Below are 23,447 nucleotides of genomic sequence, written 5' to 3' on the forward strand. Positions count from 1 at the left end.
GTCGATTTTGCTGGTCTTGTTAGTGATTGTCGGTATCGATGGCCTGTCGGCGTTTATCGATGAGTCTGACAGTCGCAGTGCCACCTATGGTTTCGCGGAGATTGGACGCTACGTTCTGCTTACGATTCCGCGAAGGGTTTACGAGTTCATTCCTTTTGCGGCCTTGATCGGCGCTCTAATTGGTCTTGGTCAATTAGCTTCTACCAGTGAATTAGTGGTCATGCGTTCGGCGGGTGTTTCCAATGGCCGCCTGGCTTGGATGGTCCTTAAGCAGGCGTTGGTCATTGCGGTATTGGGTTTTCTGCTGGGTGAGTATGTGGCGCCTGCGGCGGAGCAGCAAGCGCAGAGTGGACGAGCCCTGGCTCGCTATGCTGGCAAGCAAGTTGATCGGGGGCAGGGGATCTGGCGGCGGGATGCGGGTGTTTTTCTGCATGTGCAGGCCGTGACCGGCGATGACGAGGTGTTTGGTGTTACTGCCTACGAATTCGAAGTCGGCGGGTGGATGCGTCGTGCCTTGTTTGCTGATAGCGGCCGCTACACTGGAGAAGGCTGGCTTTTACGTGATGTTGTGATTACCCAGTTTGCCCAAGACAGCATTCAGACCAGCACAGAATCCCAATTGCTTCTCAAGAGCAATATCACGCCCAAGATTTTATCTCTCGAAAACGTTGCACCCTCACAATTGCCGTTGGTTGATCTGGTGGATTATGCGGCGTTTCTGCGCAGTCAGGGCGAAGATGTGGCGGATTTTGAGCTGGCCACTTGGCGAAAGCTGATGCAGCCGGCGGCGGTTGCGGCCTTAGTGTTGATCGCAATTTCTTTTGTGTTCGGGCCGCTACGAGATGGCACGCTTGGGTTCAGGATTTTTGCCGGAGTCATGGTCGGGATACTGTTTCAGCTCAGTCAGGATTTACTGGGCCCGGCGAGCTTGGTGTTTGGGTTTCCGCCATTGTATGCAGCGCTCGCGCCCGTTTTGGCCTGCGTGTTCGTGGGGCTCTATCTTTTGCGTAAGGCCTGACAGGCTAAAAAGCATCTGAGTTAGAACCTATGCTGCCGGGAGCGCGCATTTTTTGTTTGTTTCGCGGCGCTTACTTTTTTGGCTCTTTTGGACGTTTTGACGCTTTTTCTTTTTTCGGTTTTTTCGGTAGTAGGACTAGCTCGGTTCCCGATAGATAGTCGTGCCAGCAGCGTTTTCGGCGATCGAAGATGCACCACCAATAACCTAGGCCTAAACACAGCGCCGACAATAACGCTGATACACAGCGTGTTACAACGCGTCCAAAGGTCAGTTCATTGCCGGGCATGGCGACCAACTTGATACGCCAAGCCTGCATGCCCAGAGTCTGGCCGCTTTTGAGCCAAAACGACCCAAAAAATCCGATGCAGCTAAACACCGCAATCGTCTGAACCAAAGTCGCTGGAAGCAAACTGTCGGCGGCACTTCCCAGTAGCTGTCGAATACCCAGGCCTGCGGCCACACACACCATAACAAGGGGTAGGACCAACAGCGCGTCGTAGATAATAGCAGCGAGACGACGCGGTAGTGCCGGTGCAGGGAGGGTTTGTGTAGTCACGGTCCTACTCAGGTTTTGGGTTCGTTCTCGGAGGGGGTCAGCGTCAGATGGCTGGTGTCTGGCGCTTCTGCCGTGCTGATTTTGCGTTCATCCGCCTTGAGTAGGTCGCTGCCGGCCTCTGCAATATCCAAATGATCGATATTTACCGACGCTGTCAGTGCTTCCGCCGACGCGATATCACTGAGATTTTCTCCCACTGGAGCCAGGTTCAGCGCCGACGTGTCGGGTGGAGGTGGTGGCACGAATTCGTTGTCTTCCCCGATCTGTGCGCCCGGCTCTGCGACATCAAAGTCCGGCGCATTGATCACAGGTCCAACGCCAGTGGCTTTTTCGCTGAGACGGTCACCTGTCTCGGCAAGCGTCAAATGACTCAGATCCAGTGCGACTTCTTCATGTTTCGACCGTTCATCGGGCCGAAGGACGTCGCTGCCATCCGGGAGCAACTCCAGTTCGCCGGTCTCAGTCTGCCCAGTGTCAGTTGTAATGGGGGCGGCAACTGCTGGTGCAGAAACCATGGGGTCCGAGACACTGGCGCGCGTAACGATAGCTTTCGCACCTGCAGCTGCCAGACTCTTTTGATACTTCAGGGCGGTGCTTTTGTCGCAGTCTCGCTTGATGCGTTGCCGGGTACCCGAAAACAAACGCTCCACAGTGGCCTCGTCTGCTTTAAACAACGCGCCTATCGCTTTGCGTACCGCCATAGGGTCGTGACCCTCAAGGCACTCTCCGGCGAAGGCAATGTCATAACGCTCATTATTTTCCGTAGGCATGGGGTGAGTATAGAGCTTCACTGGGGCTTGAGAAAACCTTTCCTGCGGCCCGCTGAAACAGCTGGACGGCAGGCGTATAATCGCAGGCTTATCGCAGGCTTATCGCAGGAGAAATTATGAGCGTCCAAGATCAGTTGCAAGCCCGCCTGAACGCGGCATTTGCACCCGATTGGCTTGATTTAGATAACGAAAGCCATAAGCACAGTGTGCCCGCAAACTCAGAAACACATTTTAGATTGGTCATGGTGTCTCCGTTGTTTGAGGGAAAGCGCGCCGTGGCTCGTCATCAACTGGTCTATGGCGAGCTTGCGGATTTGCTTGCCGGACCGATTCACGCCTTGGCGATGCATCTTTACGATTCCAGAGAATGGTCAGAGAAGACGAGCGAGGCGCCCGCTTCGCCAGAGTGTCTTGGGGGCAGTAAGGCGGATGGAGGGGGGCTCTCCTGATGTCCATAGTGGTTGCAGCGTTGTACAAGTTCGTTGCGCTCCCCGATTACAAGTCACTGCGAGAACCATTGCTTGAGCAGTGCCGAGCGCAGGGCCTTCGAGGCACAGTGTTACTCGCGGAAGAGGGCATCAACGGAACGCTAGCGGGAAGCCGAGAAGGCCTTGCTGGAGTGCTTTCGTGGTTGCGGGCGGACCTTCGGCTCTCAGATTTGGAGCACAAAGAATCGCAGCATGACGAGCAGCCCTTTTTACGTATGAAGGTAAAACTGAAGCGCGAGATTGTCACCATGGGTGTGCCGCAGGTGGATCCCAATCGAGTCGTGGGAACGTATGTGTCTCCGGGGGATTGGGATGCTTTGTTGGCGGATCCTGAGGTCACCCTCATAGACACGCGTAATGATTACGAATGCGCCATCGGTAGTTTTCAGGGCGCGGTCGACCCCGGTATTACCACGTTTCGCGATTTTCCTGATTGGGTCGCGAAGAACCTCGACCCTCAGAAAAACTCGAAAGTAGCCATGTTTTGCACCGGTGGAATACGCTGTGAGAAGGCGTCATCGTATCTTCTCGAACAGGGTTTTGATTCGGTGTTTCATCTCAAAGGCGGTATTTTGAAATACCTCGAAGACGTACCGACTCAGTCAAGTAGCTGGGAAGGTGAGTGCTTTGTGTTTGATGAACGTGTCGCGGTAAATCATGACTTGGAAAGAGGCAGTTACGATCAATGCTTTGCTTGCCGTCATCCCATCAGCAAGGATGATTTACAGTCATCTGCTTACGTCAAAGGCGTGAGCTGTCTCCACTGCATAGACCTTCAATCAGATGAGCAGCGAGAACGCTTTGCAGAAAGACAGCGGCAAGTCGATTTAGCCAAGGCGCGTGGCGAAACTCACATCGGAGAGTCGCCAGTGATTCAGCCGCACCCCGAACAGGCAGAGGGACTTTGACGTGAGTATTCAAGATGCTGTGAGTTGCGGGGAACGCCTGGTGGAGCTTCTCGAGGCCTACGGTATCGATACCGTGTTTGGTATCCCGGGGAATCACACGGTGCAGTTGTACAGGGGGTTGGTTAACAGCAGTATTCGACATATTTCGCCGCGGCATGAGCAGGGGGCGGCGTTTATGGCGGACGGCTACGCTCGAGCCAGCGGAAAGCCTGCGGCCTGCTTTTTAATCTCAGGCCCGGGGCTCGGAAATGCGATAACGCCGATGATCCAAGCGCTGGCTGATTCGGTCCCCATGCTGGTTGTCACTGCAGTTGCAGCGCGTTCGGAGCTTGGCATGGGAGAAGGGCGTCTCCACGAAGTACCTGATCAGGGTGCGCTTGCCCGCCAATGCAGTCGTTTCAGTCATACGTTGATGCGAGCGGACGAGATGCCCAAGGTGTTGGCTCGGGCTTTTGCTGTGTTTAACAGCGCAAGACCAGGGCCCGTACACATACAAATCCCCATGGATGTCATCACGCAAGACGCTAGTCATGTGTCCACAGTGCCTTGGCCTAGTGTGTATCCACCTGCTGCGAACGCCAGAGGACTTGGAGAGCTCGCGGAGCGATTGCGCGTGGCGAGCCGGCCACTGTTGTTGCTGGGGGGCGGAGCGGTTGCGGCGGCTTCCCAGGCCCAGACCTTGGCCGACGCTTTAGGATCACCGGTTGTTACAACGGTTAATGCCAAAGGCGTGTTGCCGCAGGGGCATCCATTATTGGTGGGGGGAAGCCCGAGTTTAGGAGCGGTTCGTAGGCTCTTGGCAGAGTCTGATGTTGTGCTTGCGGTGGGAACCGAGTTTGGTGAAACCGACTACGACATGTTGTTTTTGGGTGATATGCCAGAGCTTGTCTGGCTGGCCAGAATCGATATTGACCCGGCACAGTTGTGCCGTAATCAGCGTCCGGATTTGGCGCTTTGCGGGGATGCTCGAGAGAGCTTGGAGTCTTTGCTGAAGATTCTGGATGGCAGCGTGGCGAGATCCGACGGAGAGGCGCGAGTCGCTCAGACAAGGGTTGCCATTACCGAAGAACGGCACTGGAACAGTGAAGTACAGGACTTTTTCGACGTCTTGCGTACATCCCTTCCCGGCCTATGTTTGGTGGGAGATAGTACGCTGCCTACTTACTACGCTGTTTGGCAATATGAGTCTCCGGGACCGCGAAGATACTTCCATTCGGCAACCGGAGGGGGGACTCTTGGTTATGCGCTCCCCGCGGCCATGGGTGCTCGTAGAGCGCTTCCCCAAGAAGTGCCGGTGCTTGCTCTCATTGGGGATGGGGCAGCGCAGTTCACTTTTATGGAGCTGGCGTCTGCGGTGCAGGAGAAGTTACCCATCATTGTGTTGCTGTGGAATAACAACGGTTACCGGGAAATTCGTGAGGGCATGCTAGCAAGCGGTATTAAGCCAGTAGGCGTTGACATAGATGCTCCCGATTTTGTAGCAGCAGCTAAAGCCCTGGGCTGTTTCGCTGAGCGAGTGGATTCGCTTACCGCGCTTGAAACCGCACTCGGGACGGCGATTCAGAGAGATCTGCCAACTCTTCTTGAACTACCGGAAAACGGCTTTTTATCGGGACCTGTCGATGGCTGGTACTAGGCGCAGGCCGAAAGTGCGGGAGACGCAACATGTTTAGTGATGACAAGGGAGATGATGATGGCCGCGTGCGCACGTCGACAGCGTTGCGTCATGTGCTGGTGTTTCAACTCAAGCTTACCGCGGATGCGCTTCGCGACTTTCTTCTTAGCCCTTTGAGTATTCTCGCTTTCGCTATCGACGTTGTTCGAAAACCGAAAGCAGAGAAGAGTCTCTATCTGCGTTTAATGGTGCTGGGCCGCCGTTCTGACCATATGATTAACTTGTTTGACGATCATGCGGACAGCGGTGAACTGACCATCGATCGTGCGGTGGACGAAGTGGAAGACATATTGAAAGCGGCAAAGGGTGATGGTTTAGCGGGAAGGAACCGTGCTCAAGCGCGCGCGACTCGTCGTGAACATGAGGAGACTCAAGCCGATGCAGAAGAAGCAGATTCAGCTACGGCAGCTGAGAGCTCTCAAGGTAAGCGCTGATGTTGGCTCGAAATCGTGCCAGCGGTACATAGACACTCTGAGATTCTCCGTCGCCTCTGGAAATCACGCCCAGGTAGCGATAGTCATTGCTGCCAGAAAATACGGCGCCGCCAGAAGCACCTCTTTGCAGCACACAATCACTACGCGCGTCCGCTCCATCGAAGCCTGTAATAAGGCAATCGGAAACGGTTGGGATAAGCCTGATTTGTGGGGATGTTGAGCGCGGATAGCCCGCCATAATGAGAGTTGTAGCAGCTTCATTGTTTGCGGAATTTAATACTGCGGGAAACGGCAGAGGAGCATTCAATCGCAAAAGTGCCCAATCGCTGTACATACTTCCACCGCTGGTGATGAGGTTTGCGTTCCTGAGTTCGCCACTCATGGTTTCAAAGGTGAGGGGCTTACTGGTATCGCGGTAAAACTCCATGCAGTGCCAGGCACTGATAATCAGCGCTGATGACTCCGCCTGAACATTGTCGGTGATTAAAGTGGCGGAACAGCTTTCATCGTAGTGTCGCGCATAGCCGTTTTCATATCGCTGTCCGGGGACGTGGAGTTTACCGACGCTCAATACAGACGCTTTGGAGCCTGTGGGAGGCGTTTGCGCAGTGCTCGAACCCGCAGCGGCACAGCTAATAAGCAGTGCCAGGGATAGTTGAGAGGCAATTCGCATTGCGTACTTAGGGGGTAGAAAAACAAACGCCATCAGGCTTATTTCCAATTTCCAATAAAGTGCCGTGAGAGAAACGCATCCTTCAGATCTGTATATAAGCAGCAAAAAAACAGTAAAAAATAAGCTCGGTTACAGAGCACAGCCATGACCGAAGGACACTATACAGGGCAAAGCAATAACCTTGACTGACATCAATGCTAAAGCAGTGATGGACTCTTATCATGCGCTCATACGGTGCCCGATGGCCTTCAATTGAAGGAAAGGAGTGAGTTCATGAAGAAGCAGCTTGTCATTGCGGTCGCGGCGGCGGGTATTAGCCTCGCGTCTCTGGGTGTACAGGCCTACGAGCAGGGAGATATTGTTTTTCGCGCAGGTATCGCAACAGTTGCCCCCACTGGCGATAGTGATGCTATCGAGTTGCCGACAAGTCCAACTACCGTTTTGCCTGGTGGTGTAGATGTTGACGATGGTACTGCGATTAGTTTAATCGCGACGTGGATGATGTTAGATAACTGGGGAGTAGAGCTCCTCGCTGCCACGCCGTTCAAGCATGATATTGACCTTGTGGACTTGCCCGTTGCGGCGGGTTCCACCAAGCATTTGCCGCCCACCGTGAGTATCCAATGGTATCCCCGCGGTGGCATGGAAGGCTGGCAGCCCTACTTGGGTCTTGGTATCAATTACACGACATTTTTTAGCGAGGACGTTGATAGTGAGCTGGGAGCGGTGCTGGGGGACTTATTGGACGTAACTTCCGCCAAACTGTCGCTTGATGATTCGATGGGTCTGGCTGCTCAGGCCGGCGTAGACATTCCCCTCAGTGATAAGTGGGCGTTGAATCTCGGCCTCTGGTACATCGATATTGCTACAACGGCGGACATTGACGTGACTACCGGCAGTGGAGGCAACGCTACGCTAAGTTTCGATGTGGACATCGATCCCTGGGTGTACAACATTGGTGTGGCTTATAAATTCTGATGGTTTAGTACAGCTGGTGTTCTAAGGGCACTTTTCTGGTGATTCCCCGCCTTTGGCGGGGTTTTTTATGTCTGAATTCGGCGTTGAGCGTGGGATTGATGGGTGCTTGGTGAGTCGGTTTCGATCGGTCGATTCAGATGCGCGCCATGGTTCCAAGTCATCATCAAAGACCAGGCTCCAGAAGCAATCAAGAAAACCGCAATTAGGATCTTCAGACCGCGACGACGAAGTAAGGCTTGCACGTGGGCTGCGCCAAAACTCGTACTGAGCATGGCGGGTAGGGTGCCGGCACCGAATGCCAGCATAAGTAACCCTGACCGGGCGGCATCTTGAGCTGTAGCGGACCACGCTAAGGCACTATAGATCAAACCACAGGGCATCAGCCCCCAGCATAAGCCGAGTAAATACCCTTGAAACCAGTGTCGTACAGGTAGAAGTCTCGACGAGAGCTTTTGCACGGGTCTCCAGAGTTTTGATCCCAGACGTTCAAGTATGCTCATGCCTCGCCACCAGTCCGCGATGGACAAGCCCATGCCAATGAGCAGTAGCGCTGCCAGGTAACGCAGCACTATAGTCCACTGGGCAATATTGATGCTGCCGGCCAGCGCTCCAAGTAATGCGCCCAGTGCCGCGTAACTACTCAGGCGGCCCGTGTGGTATGCAACGGTGGTCAGTGCTCCGCGGTTGCCGCCCAGATTAATTGCGGCTGCGATGCCTCCACACATCCCCAGACAGTGTCCAGCGCCTGCCAGTCCAATGCCGGCGGCGGCTAAAATATCAGTGCTAATCATTGCGCTCTATCGTGTCGGGTTTTTGCTCTTCAAGATCCTCGTCAGCAAGAATCCGCCAGCTTTCTTTATCTAGGTCATCGTATTGACCGCTGTCGATGGCCCATAACAATAATCGGATGACGATTACGCAAAATATCAAGGCAACCGGGATGAGCAGGTAAAGACTTTCCACTGCTAGGCCTCCGTCGATGTTTTAAGGCGGCGTAGCCGCGTGGAGTTGCCGACCACCAATAGTGAGCTTAGAGACATTCCGATAGCTGCCGCCCATGGAGGCACCCAACCAAGTGCTGCCAGGGGTATGCCTAAAGCGTTGTAAGCCAAAGCCCAACTAAAATTTTGGATAATGATTCGCCGGGTGCGACGCGCGACGTCCAGCAATAGAGAGATTTGCTCGAGATCACCACTCATAATGACAAAGTCCGCTTGAGCTTTGGCGAGGTCCGTGGCGCCGGCAACTGCTATGGAAACATTGGCACGCTTTAGTACCGGCGCATCGTTTAGCCCGTCGCCCACCATCAGTACGGTGTTACCCGCATTTTGCAGCGTGGTAACTCGCTGAAGTTTTTCCTGGGGAGAGAGGCCGGTAGCAACTCGATCGAATTTGAGTTGTGCCCCTAGCTGCGTTGCCCGGCTAGAAGCATCTCCGGTTAGCAGCTCAGTGGCTATGCGCTTACGACGGAGTCCATCGAGAACCATGCCCGCTTCTTCATGAACTTCGTCTGTGAGCCCTAGCCAGGCCAGTGCGTGACCATCGACACAGAGTGCGATCCAGTACATTTCATCCTCTGGCGAAGGCGCTAAGTTTGGGGCGACCTCTTTGCAGAAGCGCATTGACCCCAGGCGTATACGGCGGCCCTCAAAAAAGCCTTCGAGACCCTCGCCGACAACATACCGGATGTTCTGAACGTCAGCGGCTGCATCCGACGATTTAAAGGCGCTGGCAAGGGGGTGGTTAGAGTAGCGTTGCAGCGTGGCCGCCAGAGATCGAATGTCGGTGTCTGCGTATTGCGTGCTCAGTCGCATTACCTTGCTTAAGGAAAATTTTCCGCTGGTGAGTGTGCCGGTTTTGTCGAACAGCGCGATATCAAGTTTTGAGAACGCCTCGAGAGCATTTTCGCCATTAACGATCACGCCTTGACGGCGAAGCAGGCTCGCAGCATTAGCAAGGCTAGCTGGCGTAGCCAGGGAAAGGGCGCAGGGACAACTGATGACCAGGACTGACAACGCGACCCAAAAGGCCCTGGAGGCATCGATTTGCCACCATATAAAGGCCGTGGCGCTGGCCGTTACTAGAATTCCCGCAATAAACCCTGTTGCAATGCGATCGGCTAACTGTGCGACTGCAGGTTTGCCATGCTGTGCGGCATTAATGGATTGTTGCAGTGCGGCGAGTCGTGTATCAGCATAGTTTCCCGTGGCGTAAACCTCCAGAGAGGCCTCAACATTGATCGTACCGGCATACACGGTGTCGCCCACGTTCACGGTCCGGGGAAGGGCCTCGCCGCTGAAACTGTCCTCTCGGGCAGCGCTGCTACCTTTGGCGATCTTTGCGTCGATAGGGATGATATCGCCGGCTCTGAGAAAAACTCGATCGCCGGCCATGAGTTGCCGGCGAGGAATACGCATCCATCTGTCTTTTTTCCAAACCTGGGCGGCATCCGGGAGAGTTTGCTCAGCATCCTGCCAGGCAAGCGCATCCTGATAACGCAGGCGCTTTTCCAGAAAGCGAGCGAGCAACAGCAAAAATGTGAACATAACGACGGAGTCGAAGTACACCTCACCTTCACCGCCAAGGCTGGCGTAGGCACTTGCGCCATAGGCCAATCCGATTGCCAATGCGACTGGTAAGTCCATAACCAGAGCGCCAAACTTCAAGTGCCGCCAAGCACTCTCAAAAAAGCCGCGTGCGGAGTAGGCAACGACGAACGTTGTCACCAGTAAGCTAAACAGGCGCATGAGCTGCTGATACTCAGTGCTGATCCCTTGGATATCGCCCGCATGCAGGGCTATGGCAAACATGCCCACCTGCATCATGCCAACACCGGCAACGGTCAGTCGTTTCAGGTCGCCCCGGTATTCCATTTTTGCCTGATCCTGGCGGAGGCTGCTCTGCCATGGCTGAACGCGGTAACCTAGGCTTGTCACGCTAGCGAAAAGCGCGCTCATAGACAGTTGCTTGGAATCAAAGCAAACATCAAGACGGCTCTGGCCAAGGTTGAGCGTCGCCTTGTGTACGCCTTTCATGCGCTTAAGTGTGGTTTCAATAAGCCATGTGCAGGCTGCGCAGCTTACACCCCCGAGGAGCAGGCGGGCATTTGTGAGTCCAGCTTCATCAATTTGGGAAAACTGCTCTGCGAGTGTAGGGTCATCGTAGATAATAAAATCGTCGTTTCGCGATTCAATATCGGCAGCAGGTCTGTCGTTGAATGCGGTGCGCTGCTCATAAAAGCGCTCAAGGCCGCTTTGTGAAATCATGCTCGCCACTGCGCGGCAGCCCGGACAGCACATGTCGCGCGACTCCCCAGCTATTTCGATAGCGAAGTTTGAGCCTGCCGGAATATCATCGCCGCAATGAAAGCATGCGACCGCTGCGACCGGGCTAGCTGGCTGTGTGCTGTTCAATGCCGATTCATCTAAGGGTTTAGCGATTGCTTGCGGACTGCTCAAAGCTATTCTGAACGTTCACTAACAATGAAGTCCGCAGAGCTAAGAGAACCATCCAGCCGCCATAGCTTGTCCGTGGCTTCCATTGTCCAGTGCCAGTTGGGCGAGAGTTTAGCGGGGAGCTCCGTTTGGTAAAGCCCAGGAGCAACCGTCGATAGCGTCACGCTAAAGTCTCGATCCGCCTCCAGCGGGTGAGAAAAGCGTACTACGAAGTTCTCCGGGCTAAGGTCGCCGCTGAGCCGCACTTGCGCCCGTCGATCGAGAACCTTAATTTCAGCAGTGATTCCGAGTTCCTGAGCAATGGCTTGCTTGGCCAATTCCTTATTGATAGCCAGACCATCCTTGTAGTAACTATCCACGACCAGGTCGTCTGAGTATCGGTTGGCAATGTATAGGGTGCTCAGCCCCGCAATGACGACGGAGCCTGGAAGCGCGATGAGGAACCAAGGCCAGAATTGCTGATACCAAGGTTCCTCATGTTCCTGCCAGCGTGAGTCCTTTTGGGGCTTAGGTATGATTGGAGTTGTCATTCATTGTCCTTGGGTGGGTCGCTATAGCGGTTTCATGAAGCGCGATTCAGTGCTCGCTCTGATTGAGGGCATGTCCGTGGCGACTAAGTCGAACTTGAACGCTGTGCTGGGTGAACTTAGCGTAGTAGCTTTAGTCGCGACTCTAAGTGTGATTTGTCGATCTTCACTTCCGGCAAGTTCATAGCTCGTGCTGCCTTTTATCACAGCGCCTTCAATGCCTGAGATACTCAGCTGGTATCGATGGGGAGACATGTCCATGTTGACTATGTGAAGACGATAAACATTCTCCAAGCCGCCATCAGAGGTTTCGACGTACAAATTGTTTCGATCGCGCATCACCGTGAGTTCGAGCGGGATTCGCGACGCTATGCTGTAGCTAAACACGGTGACCATTAGACTCAGCATGATGGCGTAGCCAATAATTCTTGGGCGTAACCAGTGCGTTTTCCCGCCCTCGAGCTCACGTTCGCTCGTGTACCGAATAAGACCCGGGTCGTAGTCCATTTTTCGCATAACAGAGTCGCAGGCATCGATGCACAGCGCACAGCCGATGCATTCGTATTGCAAACCCTCGCGAATATCGATACCAGTGGGACACACCTGAACGCAAAGCTCGCAATCGATGCAGTCACCGAGCCCAGCTTCTCGGTGCGCAAGAGACTTCTTGCGAGACCCTATAGGCTCCCCTCGCGCAGCATCATAGGAAACAATCAGCGTGTCTACGTCGAACATGACCGACTGGAATCGCGCATATGGACACATGTACTTGCAGACTTGCTCCCTCATCCAGCCTGCATTGATGTACGTGGCCAGGGTGAAAAAGAGGGTCCAGAGTATTTGCCATTTGCCGGTTGATAAAATGCTGAGCTCAAAGCTGAGTTCGCGTATGGGGTAGAAGTACCCGACAAAGGTCATACCGGTCATGAACGCGATGAACATCCAAGCGGCGTGTTTAGTGATCTTGCGCAAGGCCTTATTAAACGACCAAGCTTGCTTGTCCAATTTTATGCGTTGGTTTCGCGTGCCTTCGACCTTTTGCTCTACCCACATGAACATACTCGTCCACACCGTTTGGGGGCAGGTGTAACCACACCATATGCGTCCCGCAGACACGGTCACGGCAAACAGAGCAAAAGCCGCAATAATCAGCAAAAAGGCGAGTAGGGGGAAATCTTGAGGCCAGAACGTTAGCCCCAAAATATGGAACTCTCTTTCTGGCAGATCAAACCACACGGATTGTCGACCGTTAATATTGATCCAAGGTATACAGTAATACCCCAGAAGCATGGGCCACCCCGTGAACATACGAAGACGTTGATAAAAGCCTTCGATCTTTCGGGTATAGATTTTTTCACGCTTCTGGTAAAGGTCGAGTTCAGCAACCTCTGCGGGTGCGATCTCTTGAATGTCGATGAGATCCGGTTCGGACATATTGTTACCACTGCTGTTGATGAGTGGCCACTCCCGTGGCGTTAAACCCCGGCAGAGCCGGGGCACTTGCCTTCGGTATTTATTCCAGTTTTGGCGTTACTTGTTGAGGCCGTAGACGTAGGCCGCGACGAGGTGAATCTTGTCTTCGCTCAGGGTGTTCGCAAAGGCTGGCATCTGCCCATTTCGACCGATGCGGAGGCTGTGCGCGATTTGCTCTTTGCTACTACCGTATAGCCAAATACCGTTGCTGAGATTCGGCGCACCCATGAGCGTATTGCCCTTTGCTTTGGGACCGTGGCAGGCGATGCAGTACGTTTGATAATGCTTTTCACCGGCCGTGATTAAATCCGGATCTGCCTCGCGGCTGTTCAGTGACAGAACGTATGCGGTGGCCTCGGCAATACCGTCTTCGCCAAGGATGCTAACCCAAGGCGGCATAGCTGCTTGTCGGCCGTTAACGAGCGTGTGTTTAATAGCATCGGCGGATCCACCGTAGAGCCAATTATCGTCAGTAAGGTTTGGGAACCCTAAGGCACCTGCTGCATCCAATCCATGACACTGCGAGCAGTTGTTGCCGTAAATACGCATACCCATTTTTCGGACCTTGGGGTCATGATAGATATCCTCGATAGGCATCGCCAGATACTTGTCTCGCATCGCTCTGAACTTTTCGTCGGCCATCGCGACTTCTTGCTCGTGCTGATTTATTGAAGTCCAACCCAAGACCCCGGGAAAATTCCCCATACCGGGATAGGCGATGAGATAAGCAATGCCCCAGACGATTGTGATCACGAACATCGCAAACCACCAACCCGGGAGAGGGTTGTCCCACTCTTCAATGCCGTCATAAACATGGCCTGTGGTTTTTTCGTCGATCGCATTCCGTTTGCGATTAGCAAACAACAACCAGGTCAGCAATACGAGGGTGATAACTGTTAATACGATTACCCAGCCACTCCAGAAGCTAGTCATTGTTCGGTTCCTTTTTTTTCGCCAGCTTGCGACGGGGGGTCATCGGCAAAGGGTAGGTTGGCGGCTTCATCAAACTCTTTTTTTTGTTTGCTGCTGTAAGCCCAAATTACTAGCCCAATAAAGGCAAACAATAAAAATGCGGTGCTGATGCCTCTAAGATCGTTGATATCCATAATTTAACGCCGTGTCTGAATCAGGGTGCCGAGCTGTTGCAGATAGACGATCAGGGCATCGATTTCTTTTTTCCCTGAAACTGCGCTGGTTGCACCGGTGATGTCGGTATCCGTGTAAGGCACACCGAGAGTCCTGAGTGTGCGCATTTTTACGGGGGTCAATTCGCCGTCGATTCCGTTTTCGAAGAGCCAGGGAAATGCGGGCATATTGGATTTGGGTACAACGTCTCTAGGGTTGTACATGTGCGCACGATGCCAGTCGTCCGAGTAGCGCGCTCCAACGCGAGCCAAGTCGGGCCCGGTTCGCTTTGAGCCAAAGAGGAATGGATGATCGTAAACAGACTCGCCCGCAACGGAGTAGTGTCCGTAGCGCTCCGTTTCGGCCCGAAGAGGGCGAATCATTTGTGAGTGGCAATTGTTGCAGCCTTCACGTATGTAGATGTCTCGCCCCTCCAGAGCCAAAGCTGTGTAAGGCATTAAGCCGGCCACAGGTTCTGACAGTTTTTTGGAAAAGAGCATAGGCACAAGTTCTACCAGTGTTCCAAAGCTTATTGCCACTAAGACCAGAACAATCAGTAGGGGAACGCTTTTTTCGATTTTCTCATGAGATGACATGGGGTTCGCTCCTTATGCCGCGGCAGCTGCAGGCACCGTTATCGGCGCATCTTTGCGAATTGTCATAAAGACGTTGTAGGCCATGATGAGCATACCCCCTAGGAATATGGCGCCACCGATGACCCTGACGATCCAGCCGGGATAGCTCGCTACCACTGACTCTACAAACGCATAGGTCAGCGTTCCATCTTGGTTGTAAGCGCGCCACATGAGGCCTTGCATGATGCCATTGACCCATAGTGCAGCGATGTAGAGCACTGTGCCGATGGTAGACATCCAGAAGTGCACGTTGATCAGGTCAGTGCTGTACATTTTTTCTTTACCGTAAACCTTGGGTATTAGGTGATACAGGCAGCCGATAGAGATCATCGCGACCCAGCCCAACGCTCCGGAGTGCACGTGGCCAATGGTCCAGTCCGTGTAATGGGATAAGGAATTGACCGTCTTGATGGACATCATCGGGCCTTCGAAGGTCGACATTCCATAAAAGGAGAGGCTCACGACCATGAAGCGAAGAATAGGATCGTGACGTAACTTATGCCAAGCGCCTGACAGGGTCATGATGCCGTTGATCATTCCTCCCCAGGAGGGTGCTAGCAGAATCAGACTCATCACCATGCCAAGACTCTGCGCCCAATCTGGGAGTGTTGTGTAGTGCAGATGGTGAGGTCCCGCCCAGATGTAAACTGAAACCAGAGCCCAGAAGTGCACAATAGAAAGGCGGTAGGAGTAGACCGGGCGCTCGGCCTGCTTCGGTACAAAGTAGTACATCATGCCCAGGAAGCCCGCGGTCAAAAAGAAGCCCACTGCGTTGTGTCCGTACCACCATTGCACCATCGCGTCGACGGTGCCGGCATAGGCAGAGTAAGACTTGAGGGTCATGCCAACGGGGAGGGCGGCGCTGTTTAGTATGTGTAGTACTGCAACGGTGATGATAAATGCACCAAAAAACCAGTTCGCCACGTAAATGTGACTAGTCTTCCTCTTAGCCAAAGTACCGAAAAACACCACAGCGTAAGACACCCAAACGATCGCTATAAGGATGTCGATAGGCCATTCAAGTTCTGCGTACTCCTTGGAGCTTGTGTAGCCCAGGGGCAGTGTTATAGCCGCCAGCACAATCACCGCCTGCCAGCCCCAAAACGTAAACGCTGCCAGTTTGTCGGAAACGAGTCTTGCCTGAGTGGTTCGCTGAACGACGTAGTAGGAGGTGGCAAACAGCGCACAACCTCCAAAGGCAAAAATCACCGCGTTGGTATGCAGCGGACGCAAGCGCCCAAAGCTGGTCCACGGTAATCCCAGGTTCAGTGCTGGCCACACAAGTTCTGCGGCGATGTACACGCCGACAAACATGCCCACTATTCCCCACACCACTGTCATGATCGCGAATTGCCGTACAACCTTGTAGTTGTAGACAGGGTGTTCCAGTGCTGCGTTCAGTTCGCTCATGCTTGTTACCCGTAAGCCCTGTTAATGCGTGATAGCCGTGGCTATCGCCGTAATATTATGTAGATCTTTCGCGGCCATGTTGCAGAGCGCGGGTTAAAGCTCTTGCCAATCAATAGCGGCTTTCTTAGCCGTCGGTAAACGCTGGTGCAGCACCGAAGTCCCACGCCAGGATTGATACGACCATAATTGAGACCAAAAGCACCAGGCCGATAGCCAAAATGGCACTTGAGAAGAGGAATCCGCGCTCTTGGGGAATATTCATCACGATGGGTATGCCCAGATACATGAGGTACACCGCCCAGCTCACAGCAGTAACACCGATGAGTAAGTCCACCCAAAGTACGGGGCGGAAGCCCACAAGTCCTGCAATGAAAAGTGGGGTGGCAGTCATACCAGCGATCATGATGCCTTTGGCAATCGTGGAGTGGTCCGCACCATAGGTGCTCGACATCCAGTGTATGGCGTAACCAATGGCAGCCACACTGGCGACCATCACGCAGTAAAATAGGATATTGATCTGCATCGCACTGTCATTTGTTAGCTTGATGACTTCGTTGTAACTACCTACGGTCCAGCCCACATGGCTCGTGCCCCAGTACCAGGCGACCGCTGGGAGCAGTGCTAGAAAAAAAGGGTAGATTACCAGGAGGTTTTGCGAGCTTTCGGGCAGTTCAGCGATGGTTTGCCATTGCTGTCGTGGTTTGAACAGCAGGCCAAAAGTGTGCTGAATCATTGTGTTTTATCCCCTGATAGTGCGTGCTACCAGCGGCATTTTAATCAAGTGGCCTCGATGTTCGTTGATCTACATCAAGAAGCGATGCAAGTGCGTTAATGAGTTGGATGGCCTACCAGACACGCCCTTGCACAACTATCGCGCGTTGGCGACTTTGCGCAAAGCATCAATGTCGAGAATTTCGATTTCTTTGTTTTCCACGCTCAAAACATTGAGTTTCTGTAAGCGACTGAATACTCGACTGACCGTTTCTACGGTGAGCCCCAGATAGTTGCCAATGTCCACGCGAGACATACTGAGTCGAAACTCGGTGGCGCTGAGCTGTCGTCGAGCATTTCGGGTCGACACACTGAGAAGCAGCGCTGCGACTCTCTCGTCGGCAGAGCTTTTGGACAGCAAGGTAATCAGCTGCTGGTCTTCGGTGATTTCACGGCTCATGAGCTGAAAGAAGTGCCTCTGGAGCTGCGGCACGATCGCGCTGAGTTTTTCCAGAGAGTTGAATGGAATTTCGCATACCGATGCGGTTTCTAGAGCTTTCGCCGATGAGGCATGGGTGTTGTTGTTAATGCCGTCCATTCCCAGAATCTCTCCTGGGAAGTAAAAGCCAGTGACCTGCTCTCGGCCATCGTCAGTTGTGCGGTAAGCTTTGATGGTTCCCGATCGCACGGCAAACACTGATTCAAAGCGGTCGCTTTCGCGATATAAGTGCTGGCCTTTTTGTAAAGGCTTGCTGCGTTGAACGATTCGATCGAGATCTTCTATCTCTGTTGCTTCGAGGGAGAAAGGGAGACAAACGCCACTGAGCCGGCAGTTGTTACAATGGACCTGAAAGTCGTGATCGCAAGAGGTCGATTGCGTGCTGTTGGAATCCACATCTATAAGTCGCGTATTCACTGCTGAAATCATTCCCATACCGGCTAGTGGCTAAAGTTATCGACACGCATCAAAGGTGTCAACAAGGTTGAACGTTGACCCTGGCTTTAAACGGTGGCAGAAAACTTCGCCTTAGCGCTTGCACTTTTATGTTCGAGGTACTGATCAAAGGGCATGCACAAATTTCTGAGGAAGGGTCTCCCCGCTTCAGTCACCTGCAGACGACCCGCCTCGAAAACCATAAGCCGGTCGTCAAAGGCGTCTTGAAGTTCTGTCAGGGCTTCATTGAAATGAACGGAAAAGTCGATGCCAAACTCGCGCTCGAGCTCTGCGACATCCAGGCTAAGGTCACAAATCAGGGACATGATGATCCGCCGTCTAAGCTTGTCTTCATGATTGATCATGTAACCTTTGGTGATAGGGAGTCGGCCATCGTTTAGTAGTTGATAGTAATCCGATAGATCCCGGGCATTTTGGAGGTAAAAGTCACCGATCTGGCTGATCGAAGATACGCCTAAGCCTAAAAGATCGTCGGCCAACCGGAGTGAGTAGCCCTGAAAGTTGCGCTGCAAGCGCGCTTCTCCCTGGGCTTTTGCCAGGTCATCAGTCGGTAAGACGTAGTGGTCCATACCAATGTATCGGTAGCCTGCGTCCTGTAGCGTCGCGCTGATCATTTGCGCGAGAAGCAGTTTTTCTTCAGGTTCTGGGAGTTGAAGGCGATCGATGGAGCGCTGGGCTAAGAACCGTTCGGGTAGGTGCGCATAGTTGTAACAGGCAATACGATCTGGACGCAGGCTTATCACTTTACGTAGCGTTTCTGCCATGCTCAGGTGATTTTGGTAGGGGAGTCCATAAATCAGGTCAAAGCTCAGGGACCGAAAACCGTGTGCACGGATTGCTTCCACAAGGTCGGCGACTTGCCCGTAGGGTTGGATACGATTGACGGCCTGTTGTACGACGGGATCAAAGTCCTGTACGCCGAGGCTTATTCTGTTGAACCCCACACCCTTGAGCAACGCGATGGTGGCTGCCGACACTGTTCGCGGATCGATCTCGATGGAGTACTCGCGGTAGCCCTTGTCCAGCAGTCGAAAGCGACTTGCCAGCTTGTGCATGAGTTCGGTAACTTCACCGTCATTGAGGTACGTAGGACTACCCCCCCCCAATGCATCTGCGTCACAGGACGGTCCTTGCCGACAAGCTGACTTTGCATCTCGAGTTCTTGAGTCAACTGTTTGATGTAGCGTGCTGCAACGCTGTCCTTGCGGGTTACAACTTTGTTGCAGGCACAGTAGTAGCAAATGTCATGACAGAAGGGGATGTGTACATAGAGCGATAAAGGGTCCGTATGGGCGTCGTTCCGGCTTTGCCAATTTCGATATCGCGTGAGGTCGAAGTCCTCAGAGAACTGCGGAGCGGTGGGGTAGGATGTGTATCGCGGGCCGCTGGTAGCGTACTTTCGCGCCATGTCCATGTCCATGCCCGCTGCCCACTCGCTGGGCAGCCGGTCTGTTTCAGCGGAAGCGATTCCAATAATCTGATTCATCTCCAATGCTAAGCCCGTCGTCATCGTAAAAACGGCAGCTTAGCAGGGGATGCTGGAGATGATCTTGATCCACATCAACGCCGATGTTTGGCGCTGAGGATTTGTCAGGTTTCGAGATTGGCTAGTTCTTCGGTTATCTCGTGGAGCTCCCTGGGCATACCGATGCCCCAGCCCTGGAGATAGTCAATACCAATCTCTCGTAAAGCGGGCACGATTTCCAAGTCTTCTACACATTCCGCAACAGTTTTTTGTCCCAGGAAGTGGGCCAGATCATTGATTGACTTGGTCATCGCATAATCCGTGGGATTGCGATGGATGTCCGTAATAAAGGTACCGTCGATTTTCACATAATCAACGGGTAGTTCCCTGAGATACTTGTGGCTTGCCAGGCCGGTGCCAAAATCATCCAGAGAAAATTTGCAGCCAATATTCTTGAGCGTGCGCACAAAATCGGCTGCTCTGGGTAGGTTGTCTATGGCTCCGGTTTCAGTGATTTCAAAGCACAGCTTGCTGGTGCCTACTCCGTATTCTGAAATTTGCTCCAGAACGTATTCCAGGAAGTCGTTATCAGTGATGCTCGTGCCGGACAGATTTATAGACAGCTCTGGTACTTCTTTTTGGGTATCCATCAGTTGTGATATCCACGCGAATGCCTCTTTGAGCACCCAGCGATCCACTAGAGTGACGTAGCCGAAGCGCTCTGCGGACATAATGAAGTCCTTAGGTGATTGCAGTTCGCCATCGTCATCGCGCAGGGCTAAAAGTATTTCGTAGTGGTGTTTCGCTCCTTCGTGACCATCTACGGCACTTTGCACAATAGGCTGCGCACGGAGTACCAGGCTATCGGTGGACATGGCGTCGTCAAGTCGTTTACGCGAAGTGGCGCGTTCGACCTTGTAATTCATGACCTCTTCTTGGTCGATATCGAATACAACGACTTGATCCTTGCCTTGAGTTTTGGCCAAGGTAAGAGCCTGGCGTGCCTGCCGATGTATGGAAGCGGCACTCTCGCTTGTTTGCGCGACAGACGCGATGCCTATGGAAATGGTAAAAGAGACGCCCTCTCCATTGATGCTTAAACTGCTGGAGGCGATGTCCGTACGAATCTTATCCGCGATTCGGCGGGCTTCATCGATATCACGGTAGGTAAGAAGAACGCCAAATTCATCCGCTTCCATTCGTGCCGTAAGGGCTCGGCGATCGTTCATCTGCGCCAGCAGTCGCCCAAATTCATTGAGCACCTGATCGCCACTGGTGTCGTCAAAAACATCATTAACCAATGCAAAGTCGTCGATATTCAAAAGTAGGAATGCGTGTTCGCTGCCTTTTACATGCGCATTTCTGAGGCTTCGCTGGAGTTGATAGAGGAGGGACTCGCCATTGATGAGTTGCGTGATGTCATCACGATTTCTGTCGAAGCTCAGGGTTTTCTGAGCTTGCTCCAATGCACCGTACATACTCTGGTCAAGGACAGACATCTCATCAACCGGGGTGGGCATCTGCGCCCCACGACTTAGCTGTCGAGCCAATTGGATGGCGCTCACCTCGGCAATTTTCTGACCTCGCTCGTTGACGAAGGCAAACTGATCCCGTTCTTCACTGACCCACACCAAACGCATCTTTCGTTGACGGCCATCTTTATCGCGATAACGCAGTTTAGCGCCGGGCTCCAAGGTTTCGACGCGCTGTAGCCAACGACGTAGGCGGGGGAGCTGTTCTACGCGCTGTGAGTCCAGGGACCCCGGTGCTGTTATCTGTGAACTATAGCTAGTGGTATCCACGGGCGCTTGGCCGGTGATCACTGCGTTGATGTTGCGCAGTGCGGCTTCATGGGTCACAGAGCCAGGGTTAGATGTATTCAGACGTCGATTGAGGGCCTGAAGACGCCGCTGTACTTCTTTGACCTCTGGTTCTGGAAGTCCGCCTTCGCTGGACTCTTTAAAGTCGTTGACCAAGGTACGAAGGAGCGCTTCTTCTTCCTTCCAGGCAATGCTTTCCTCACCATCACGCAAAGCGATCTGAACGAGCGCTGAACGCCAACCTCCATCGAGTAGGTCGATCAACGCTCGAGGGGCACTTTCCTGATCCAGATTGCGCTCCAGCAGATGCTCAACGCTTCGCTGTGCCTGATTCAATCTCTCTTGTCCCTGAAGCCCACTGATCACCCGTTCAATGTTTCGATCCAATGATCGGTTTTGCTGGGATAGCAGGGTGTCCAGTTCGCCTTGCGCATCCGAGAAGACAACACTGTCATCGCTGTATTCTTGGGCTACTCGCTCGACTATGGCTGCGACTTTCTTTTGCAAGGAGCGATTTAGCGTGTGGTCTGCACTTGCGAGCTTCGAGATTTTGTCGAGTAACTTGTGTGCCGGGTGTTCCGGTTGAGCAAAAAATCGAGGTTCCTGTAGCGACAGGCGTGCAACAGGTACCCGCAACCTTGCGAGGCTCGGCGCCATATCATCACTGACTTCAAAGTTGCGACTCAAGGTCTGAAAAACGGTGTCTACGAAACTCAGTCTGTTGGCGCCGTCCCTGTCCAGCTTAGAGTCCCTGTCCAACCCGCCCTGTTCTTTAAGTAGGCTTTCCAGAGGCTGAAGATCGTCCAGGGAGGTGCTTTGTGGTTGGGCAGCCTGGAGAGTAAGCAGCGCATTCAAAAGTTGCGCTTGATCCACGGCCGGCGCAGCGTGGCCTGTCGATGCAGCTGTTTGTGCTTGAGCCAACGAGTTATCACCGTCGACGGCCTCTGTCGTTCCGGGGTCATCCCGAGTCTCTGATAAACGCCCTCTATTGGTATCCAAGGCGCTGATGACCGCGTCATACATCGCGTCATGTTTGCTGCTTCCGCTGCGGGATGGAGCACCCCCACCCGGTGTGCCGGGGGGTTCTTTGTGAGCAGCCGCGCCCCTGTCATCGTCACCGCCTCGTTCGCGAGGCTCCGGGGAGGAGCCTCTGAAGGTGCTGCCTACAGGTGAGCTTTGTGCCGGAGGTCTATCGAGGTCTGGCTCCTCTGACCCCGGGCGAGTGCGCACAGTGGATTTGATGATGCGCTTCTCTATAGGATTCAAAAGAGAGCCGTTGTCGCGGATATCTTCTTCCAGACCAGGCTCGACGCCTGCCTCGATAAAGACGGCGTTGAGTGCTGGGTATAGTTTTTCTAGCTCTGGGGCATAGGCCTCGCGGAACATTGTGAGGCTATCTTGGATCACCATCGGTCGATCGCTAATGGTTTTGAAGGCGTCCATGAAGGCCTGTAAGACATAGGCTGGATGGAAGGGCGTTCGGGCTCTTCGGGGCTCTCGATCTGCCACCAGAGCGGTACGGATTGTCAGGCACTCGAGTTCGACTCGATGCGTCTCAATCAGGTTATTGACAATTTTGTCCACGGCCAATTTCTGATCCATGTCGTCGAGAGCGACGAGGTTCAGGCTTCGAGTCGTGGCGGCTTCGAGATCAGCAAAGGTTTGTCCCTCACTCTCTTTCTCGAGCGTTTCGACACTGACTGTAAGTGCTTTTGAAAAGTTCTTAAGAAAATCTTCGTTGTTGCGCTTGAGGACATTGAGAGCATCGTAGTGGGCATGTTGTCCGGAAATGCCATAGCGAGAGGATGTCGACAAATCAAATAAGCGATCCCCAAGCTCCACCAGGAACCGTCGCATCGCTTTGTTCAATTGTGTGTGTCCGAGAGACAGCATCTCAGATATAAGTCGCTCAGCCTCTTCGGGTCCTGGTAACCAGAGGATGGAATCGGGATCCATCACCTCCATCACCAGATCAGGCAGGTCCTCGTCAGGGGTGACCAGCACTTCTCGGGAGTTAACGGACTCAATACTTCCGGAGATACTGATCTGCGCTTCGTCATCGTTGGGTAGACCGGCAATAACCAGGTGTACGGGTAAGCCTTCGGGCGGGAGAGGCGAGATTGATTGCTTGGGTTTAAGGAGCAGTGAGCCTGAGTCGGTGATCTCCGCCACGCCAGCAAAACGAAGGCCATCGGGTAACCGAAGATAAGCGGGTAGCGCAAGCCTATTATTGCTCATAAAGTTCGCAGTCTCATTACGTGACGCGAGGGCGCTATTGCGCGTCTGCGTCGCTGTAGGTCAGAGTATACGTAAGAAGTTGTTCACTCTGAAGTATGGCGCATGCTTTTAACGTGTGCTTATCTTGGGCGGC

Annotated in this window: 22 protein-coding genes; 6 read left to right on the forward strand and 16 right to left on the reverse strand. The window is 53.3% G+C overall.

Annotation, left to right across the window (positions count from 1 at the left end):
* Nucleotides 1-1,018, forward strand: a 1,018-nt coding sequence (gene lptG, locus ACI9KD_RS08715) for an LPS export ABC transporter permease LptG (RefSeq protein WP_414980778.1), incomplete at its 5' end; no start/stop codon positions are given.
* 70 nt (nt 1,019-1,088) lie between these two features.
* Here the strand turns inward: lptG and ACI9KD_RS08720 are convergent.
* Complete coding sequence (locus tag ACI9KD_RS08720) at nt 1,089-1,574, reverse strand: RDD family protein (RefSeq protein ID WP_414980779.1); 486 nt, start codon at nt 1,572-1,574, stop codon at nt 1,089-1,091.
* Nucleotides 1,575-1,582: 8 nt separating this feature from the next.
* Nucleotides 1,583-2,365, reverse strand: a complete 783-nt coding sequence (locus ACI9KD_RS08725) for a hypothetical protein (RefSeq protein ID WP_414980780.1) — start codon at nt 2,363-2,365, stop codon at nt 1,583-1,585.
* A 95-nt stretch (nt 2,366-2,460) separates the two neighbouring features.
* Here ACI9KD_RS08725 and ACI9KD_RS08730 point away from each other — a divergent pair, with 95 nt between their 5' ends.
* From ACI9KD_RS08730 to ACI9KD_RS08745, 4 genes are read left to right on the forward strand one after another with little or no spacing between them, the layout of a single operon-like run.
* Entirely contained in the window at nt 2,461-2,793 is a 333-nt protein-coding gene (locus tag ACI9KD_RS08730; protein WP_414980781.1) for a BolA family protein, read from the forward strand.
* On the forward strand, nt 2,793-3,740 hold the full coding sequence (locus ACI9KD_RS08735) for a rhodanese-related sulfurtransferase (protein WP_414980782.1): 948 nt from the start codon (nt 2,793-2,795) through the stop codon (nt 3,738-3,740). Before ACI9KD_RS08730 ends, ACI9KD_RS08735 begins: the two co-directional genes overlap by 1 nt.
* 1 nt (nt 3,741) lies before the next feature.
* Nucleotides 3,742-5,376 carry a 5-guanidino-2-oxopentanoate decarboxylase gene (locus ACI9KD_RS08740; protein WP_414980783.1) on the forward strand — a complete coding sequence of 545 codons (1,635 nt, stop codon included), beginning with the start codon at nt 3,742-3,744 and terminating at the stop codon, nt 5,374-5,376.
* A gap of 29 nt (nt 5,377-5,405) precedes the next feature.
* On the forward strand, nt 5,406-5,849 hold the full coding sequence (locus ACI9KD_RS08745; protein WP_414980784.1) for a hypothetical protein: 444 nt from the start codon (nt 5,406-5,408) through the stop codon (nt 5,847-5,849).
* Here the strand turns inward: ACI9KD_RS08745 and ACI9KD_RS08750 are convergent.
* The gene (locus tag ACI9KD_RS08750; protein WP_414980785.1) at nt 5,815-6,555 is read right to left on the reverse strand and encodes a trypsin-like serine peptidase; all 741 of its coding nucleotides are present in this window, start codon (nt 6,553-6,555) and stop codon (nt 5,815-5,817) included. The genes ACI9KD_RS08745 and ACI9KD_RS08750 overlap by 35 nt on opposite strands.
* A gap of 240 nt (nt 6,556-6,795) precedes the next feature.
* Between ACI9KD_RS08750 and ACI9KD_RS08755 the strand changes: the two genes are divergently transcribed.
* A complete protein-coding gene (locus ACI9KD_RS08755; protein WP_414980786.1) occupies nt 6,796-7,500 on the forward strand; it encodes an OmpW/AlkL family protein in 705 nt (234 codons plus the stop codon).
* A gap of 65 nt (nt 7,501-7,565) precedes the next feature.
* Here ACI9KD_RS08755 and ACI9KD_RS08760 read toward each other — a convergent pair whose 3' ends face one another.
* From ACI9KD_RS08760 to ACI9KD_RS08820, 13 genes are all read right to left on the reverse strand, one after another.
* Complete coding sequence (locus ACI9KD_RS08760) at nt 7,566-8,291, reverse strand: sulfite exporter TauE/SafE family protein (RefSeq protein ID WP_414980787.1); 726 nt, start codon at nt 8,289-8,291, stop codon at nt 7,566-7,568.
* Complete coding sequence (gene ccoS / locus ACI9KD_RS08765) at nt 8,284-8,463, reverse strand: cbb3-type cytochrome oxidase assembly protein CcoS (RefSeq protein ID WP_414980788.1); 180 nt, start codon at nt 8,461-8,463, stop codon at nt 8,284-8,286. Before ccoS ends, ACI9KD_RS08760 begins: the two co-directional genes overlap by 8 nt.
* A 2-nt stretch (nt 8,464-8,465) precedes the next feature.
* On the reverse strand, nt 8,466-10,958 hold the full coding sequence (locus ACI9KD_RS08770; RefSeq protein WP_414980789.1) for a heavy metal translocating P-type ATPase: 2,493 nt from the start codon (nt 10,956-10,958) through the stop codon (nt 8,466-8,468).
* Between the two features lie 2 nt (nt 10,959-10,960).
* On the reverse strand, nt 10,961-11,485 hold the full coding sequence (locus tag ACI9KD_RS08775; RefSeq protein WP_414980790.1) for a FixH family protein: 525 nt from the start codon (nt 11,483-11,485) through the stop codon (nt 10,961-10,963).
* Nucleotides 11,486-11,506: 21 nt separating this feature from the next.
* Nucleotides 11,507-12,916, reverse strand: a complete 1,410-nt coding sequence (gene ccoG / locus ACI9KD_RS08780; RefSeq protein ID WP_414980791.1) for a cytochrome c oxidase accessory protein CcoG — start codon at nt 12,914-12,916, stop codon at nt 11,507-11,509.
* A gap of 96 nt (nt 12,917-13,012) precedes the next feature.
* Nucleotides 13,013-13,888, reverse strand: coding sequence for a cytochrome-c oxidase, cbb3-type subunit III (gene ccoP, locus ACI9KD_RS08785; RefSeq protein WP_414980792.1), 876 nt, complete (start codon nt 13,886-13,888; stop codon nt 13,013-13,015).
* Nucleotides 13,885-14,061: a cbb3-type cytochrome oxidase subunit 3 gene (locus ACI9KD_RS08790; protein WP_414980793.1), complete on the reverse strand. Its 177-nt coding sequence runs from the start codon at nt 14,059-14,061 to the stop codon at nt 13,885-13,887. Before ACI9KD_RS08790 ends, ccoP begins: the two co-directional genes overlap by 4 nt.
* Before the next feature lie 3 nt (nt 14,062-14,064).
* On the reverse strand, nt 14,065-14,676 hold the full coding sequence (gene ccoO, locus ACI9KD_RS08795) for a cytochrome-c oxidase, cbb3-type subunit II (RefSeq protein ID WP_414980794.1): 612 nt from the start codon (nt 14,674-14,676) through the stop codon (nt 14,065-14,067).
* A gap of 12 nt (nt 14,677-14,688) precedes the next feature.
* A complete protein-coding gene (gene ccoN / locus ACI9KD_RS08800; protein WP_414980795.1) occupies nt 14,689-16,125 on the reverse strand; it encodes a cytochrome-c oxidase, cbb3-type subunit I in 1,437 nt (478 codons plus the stop codon).
* Nucleotides 16,126-16,249: 124 nt separating this feature from the next.
* Nucleotides 16,250-16,858 carry a Yip1 family protein gene (locus ACI9KD_RS08805; RefSeq protein WP_414980796.1) on the reverse strand — a complete coding sequence of 203 codons (609 nt, stop codon included), beginning with the start codon at nt 16,856-16,858 and terminating at the stop codon, nt 16,250-16,252.
* 135 nt (nt 16,859-16,993) lie between these two features.
* Nucleotides 16,994-17,752 carry a fumarate/nitrate reduction transcriptional regulator Fnr gene (fnr, locus tag ACI9KD_RS08810; RefSeq protein WP_414980797.1) on the reverse strand — a complete coding sequence of 253 codons (759 nt, stop codon included), beginning with the start codon at nt 17,750-17,752 and terminating at the stop codon, nt 16,994-16,996.
* 86 nt (nt 17,753-17,838) lie between these two features.
* Nucleotides 17,839-18,897 carry an oxygen-independent coproporphyrinogen III oxidase gene (gene hemN / locus ACI9KD_RS08815; protein WP_414980798.1) on the reverse strand — a complete coding sequence of 353 codons (1,059 nt, stop codon included), beginning with the start codon at nt 18,895-18,897 and terminating at the stop codon, nt 17,839-17,841.
* A gap of 484 nt (nt 18,898-19,381) precedes the next feature.
* Nucleotides 19,382-23,314, reverse strand: a complete 3,933-nt coding sequence (locus ACI9KD_RS08820) for a DUF1631 family protein (protein WP_414980799.1) — start codon at nt 23,312-23,314, stop codon at nt 19,382-19,384.
* Between the last annotated feature and the right edge of the window lie 133 nt (nt 23,315-23,447).

Origin of the sequence: Congregibacter sp., assembly GCF_047617445.1 — a bacterium.
Taxonomy (GTDB): Bacteria; Pseudomonadota; Gammaproteobacteria; order Pseudomonadales; family Halieaceae; genus Congregibacter.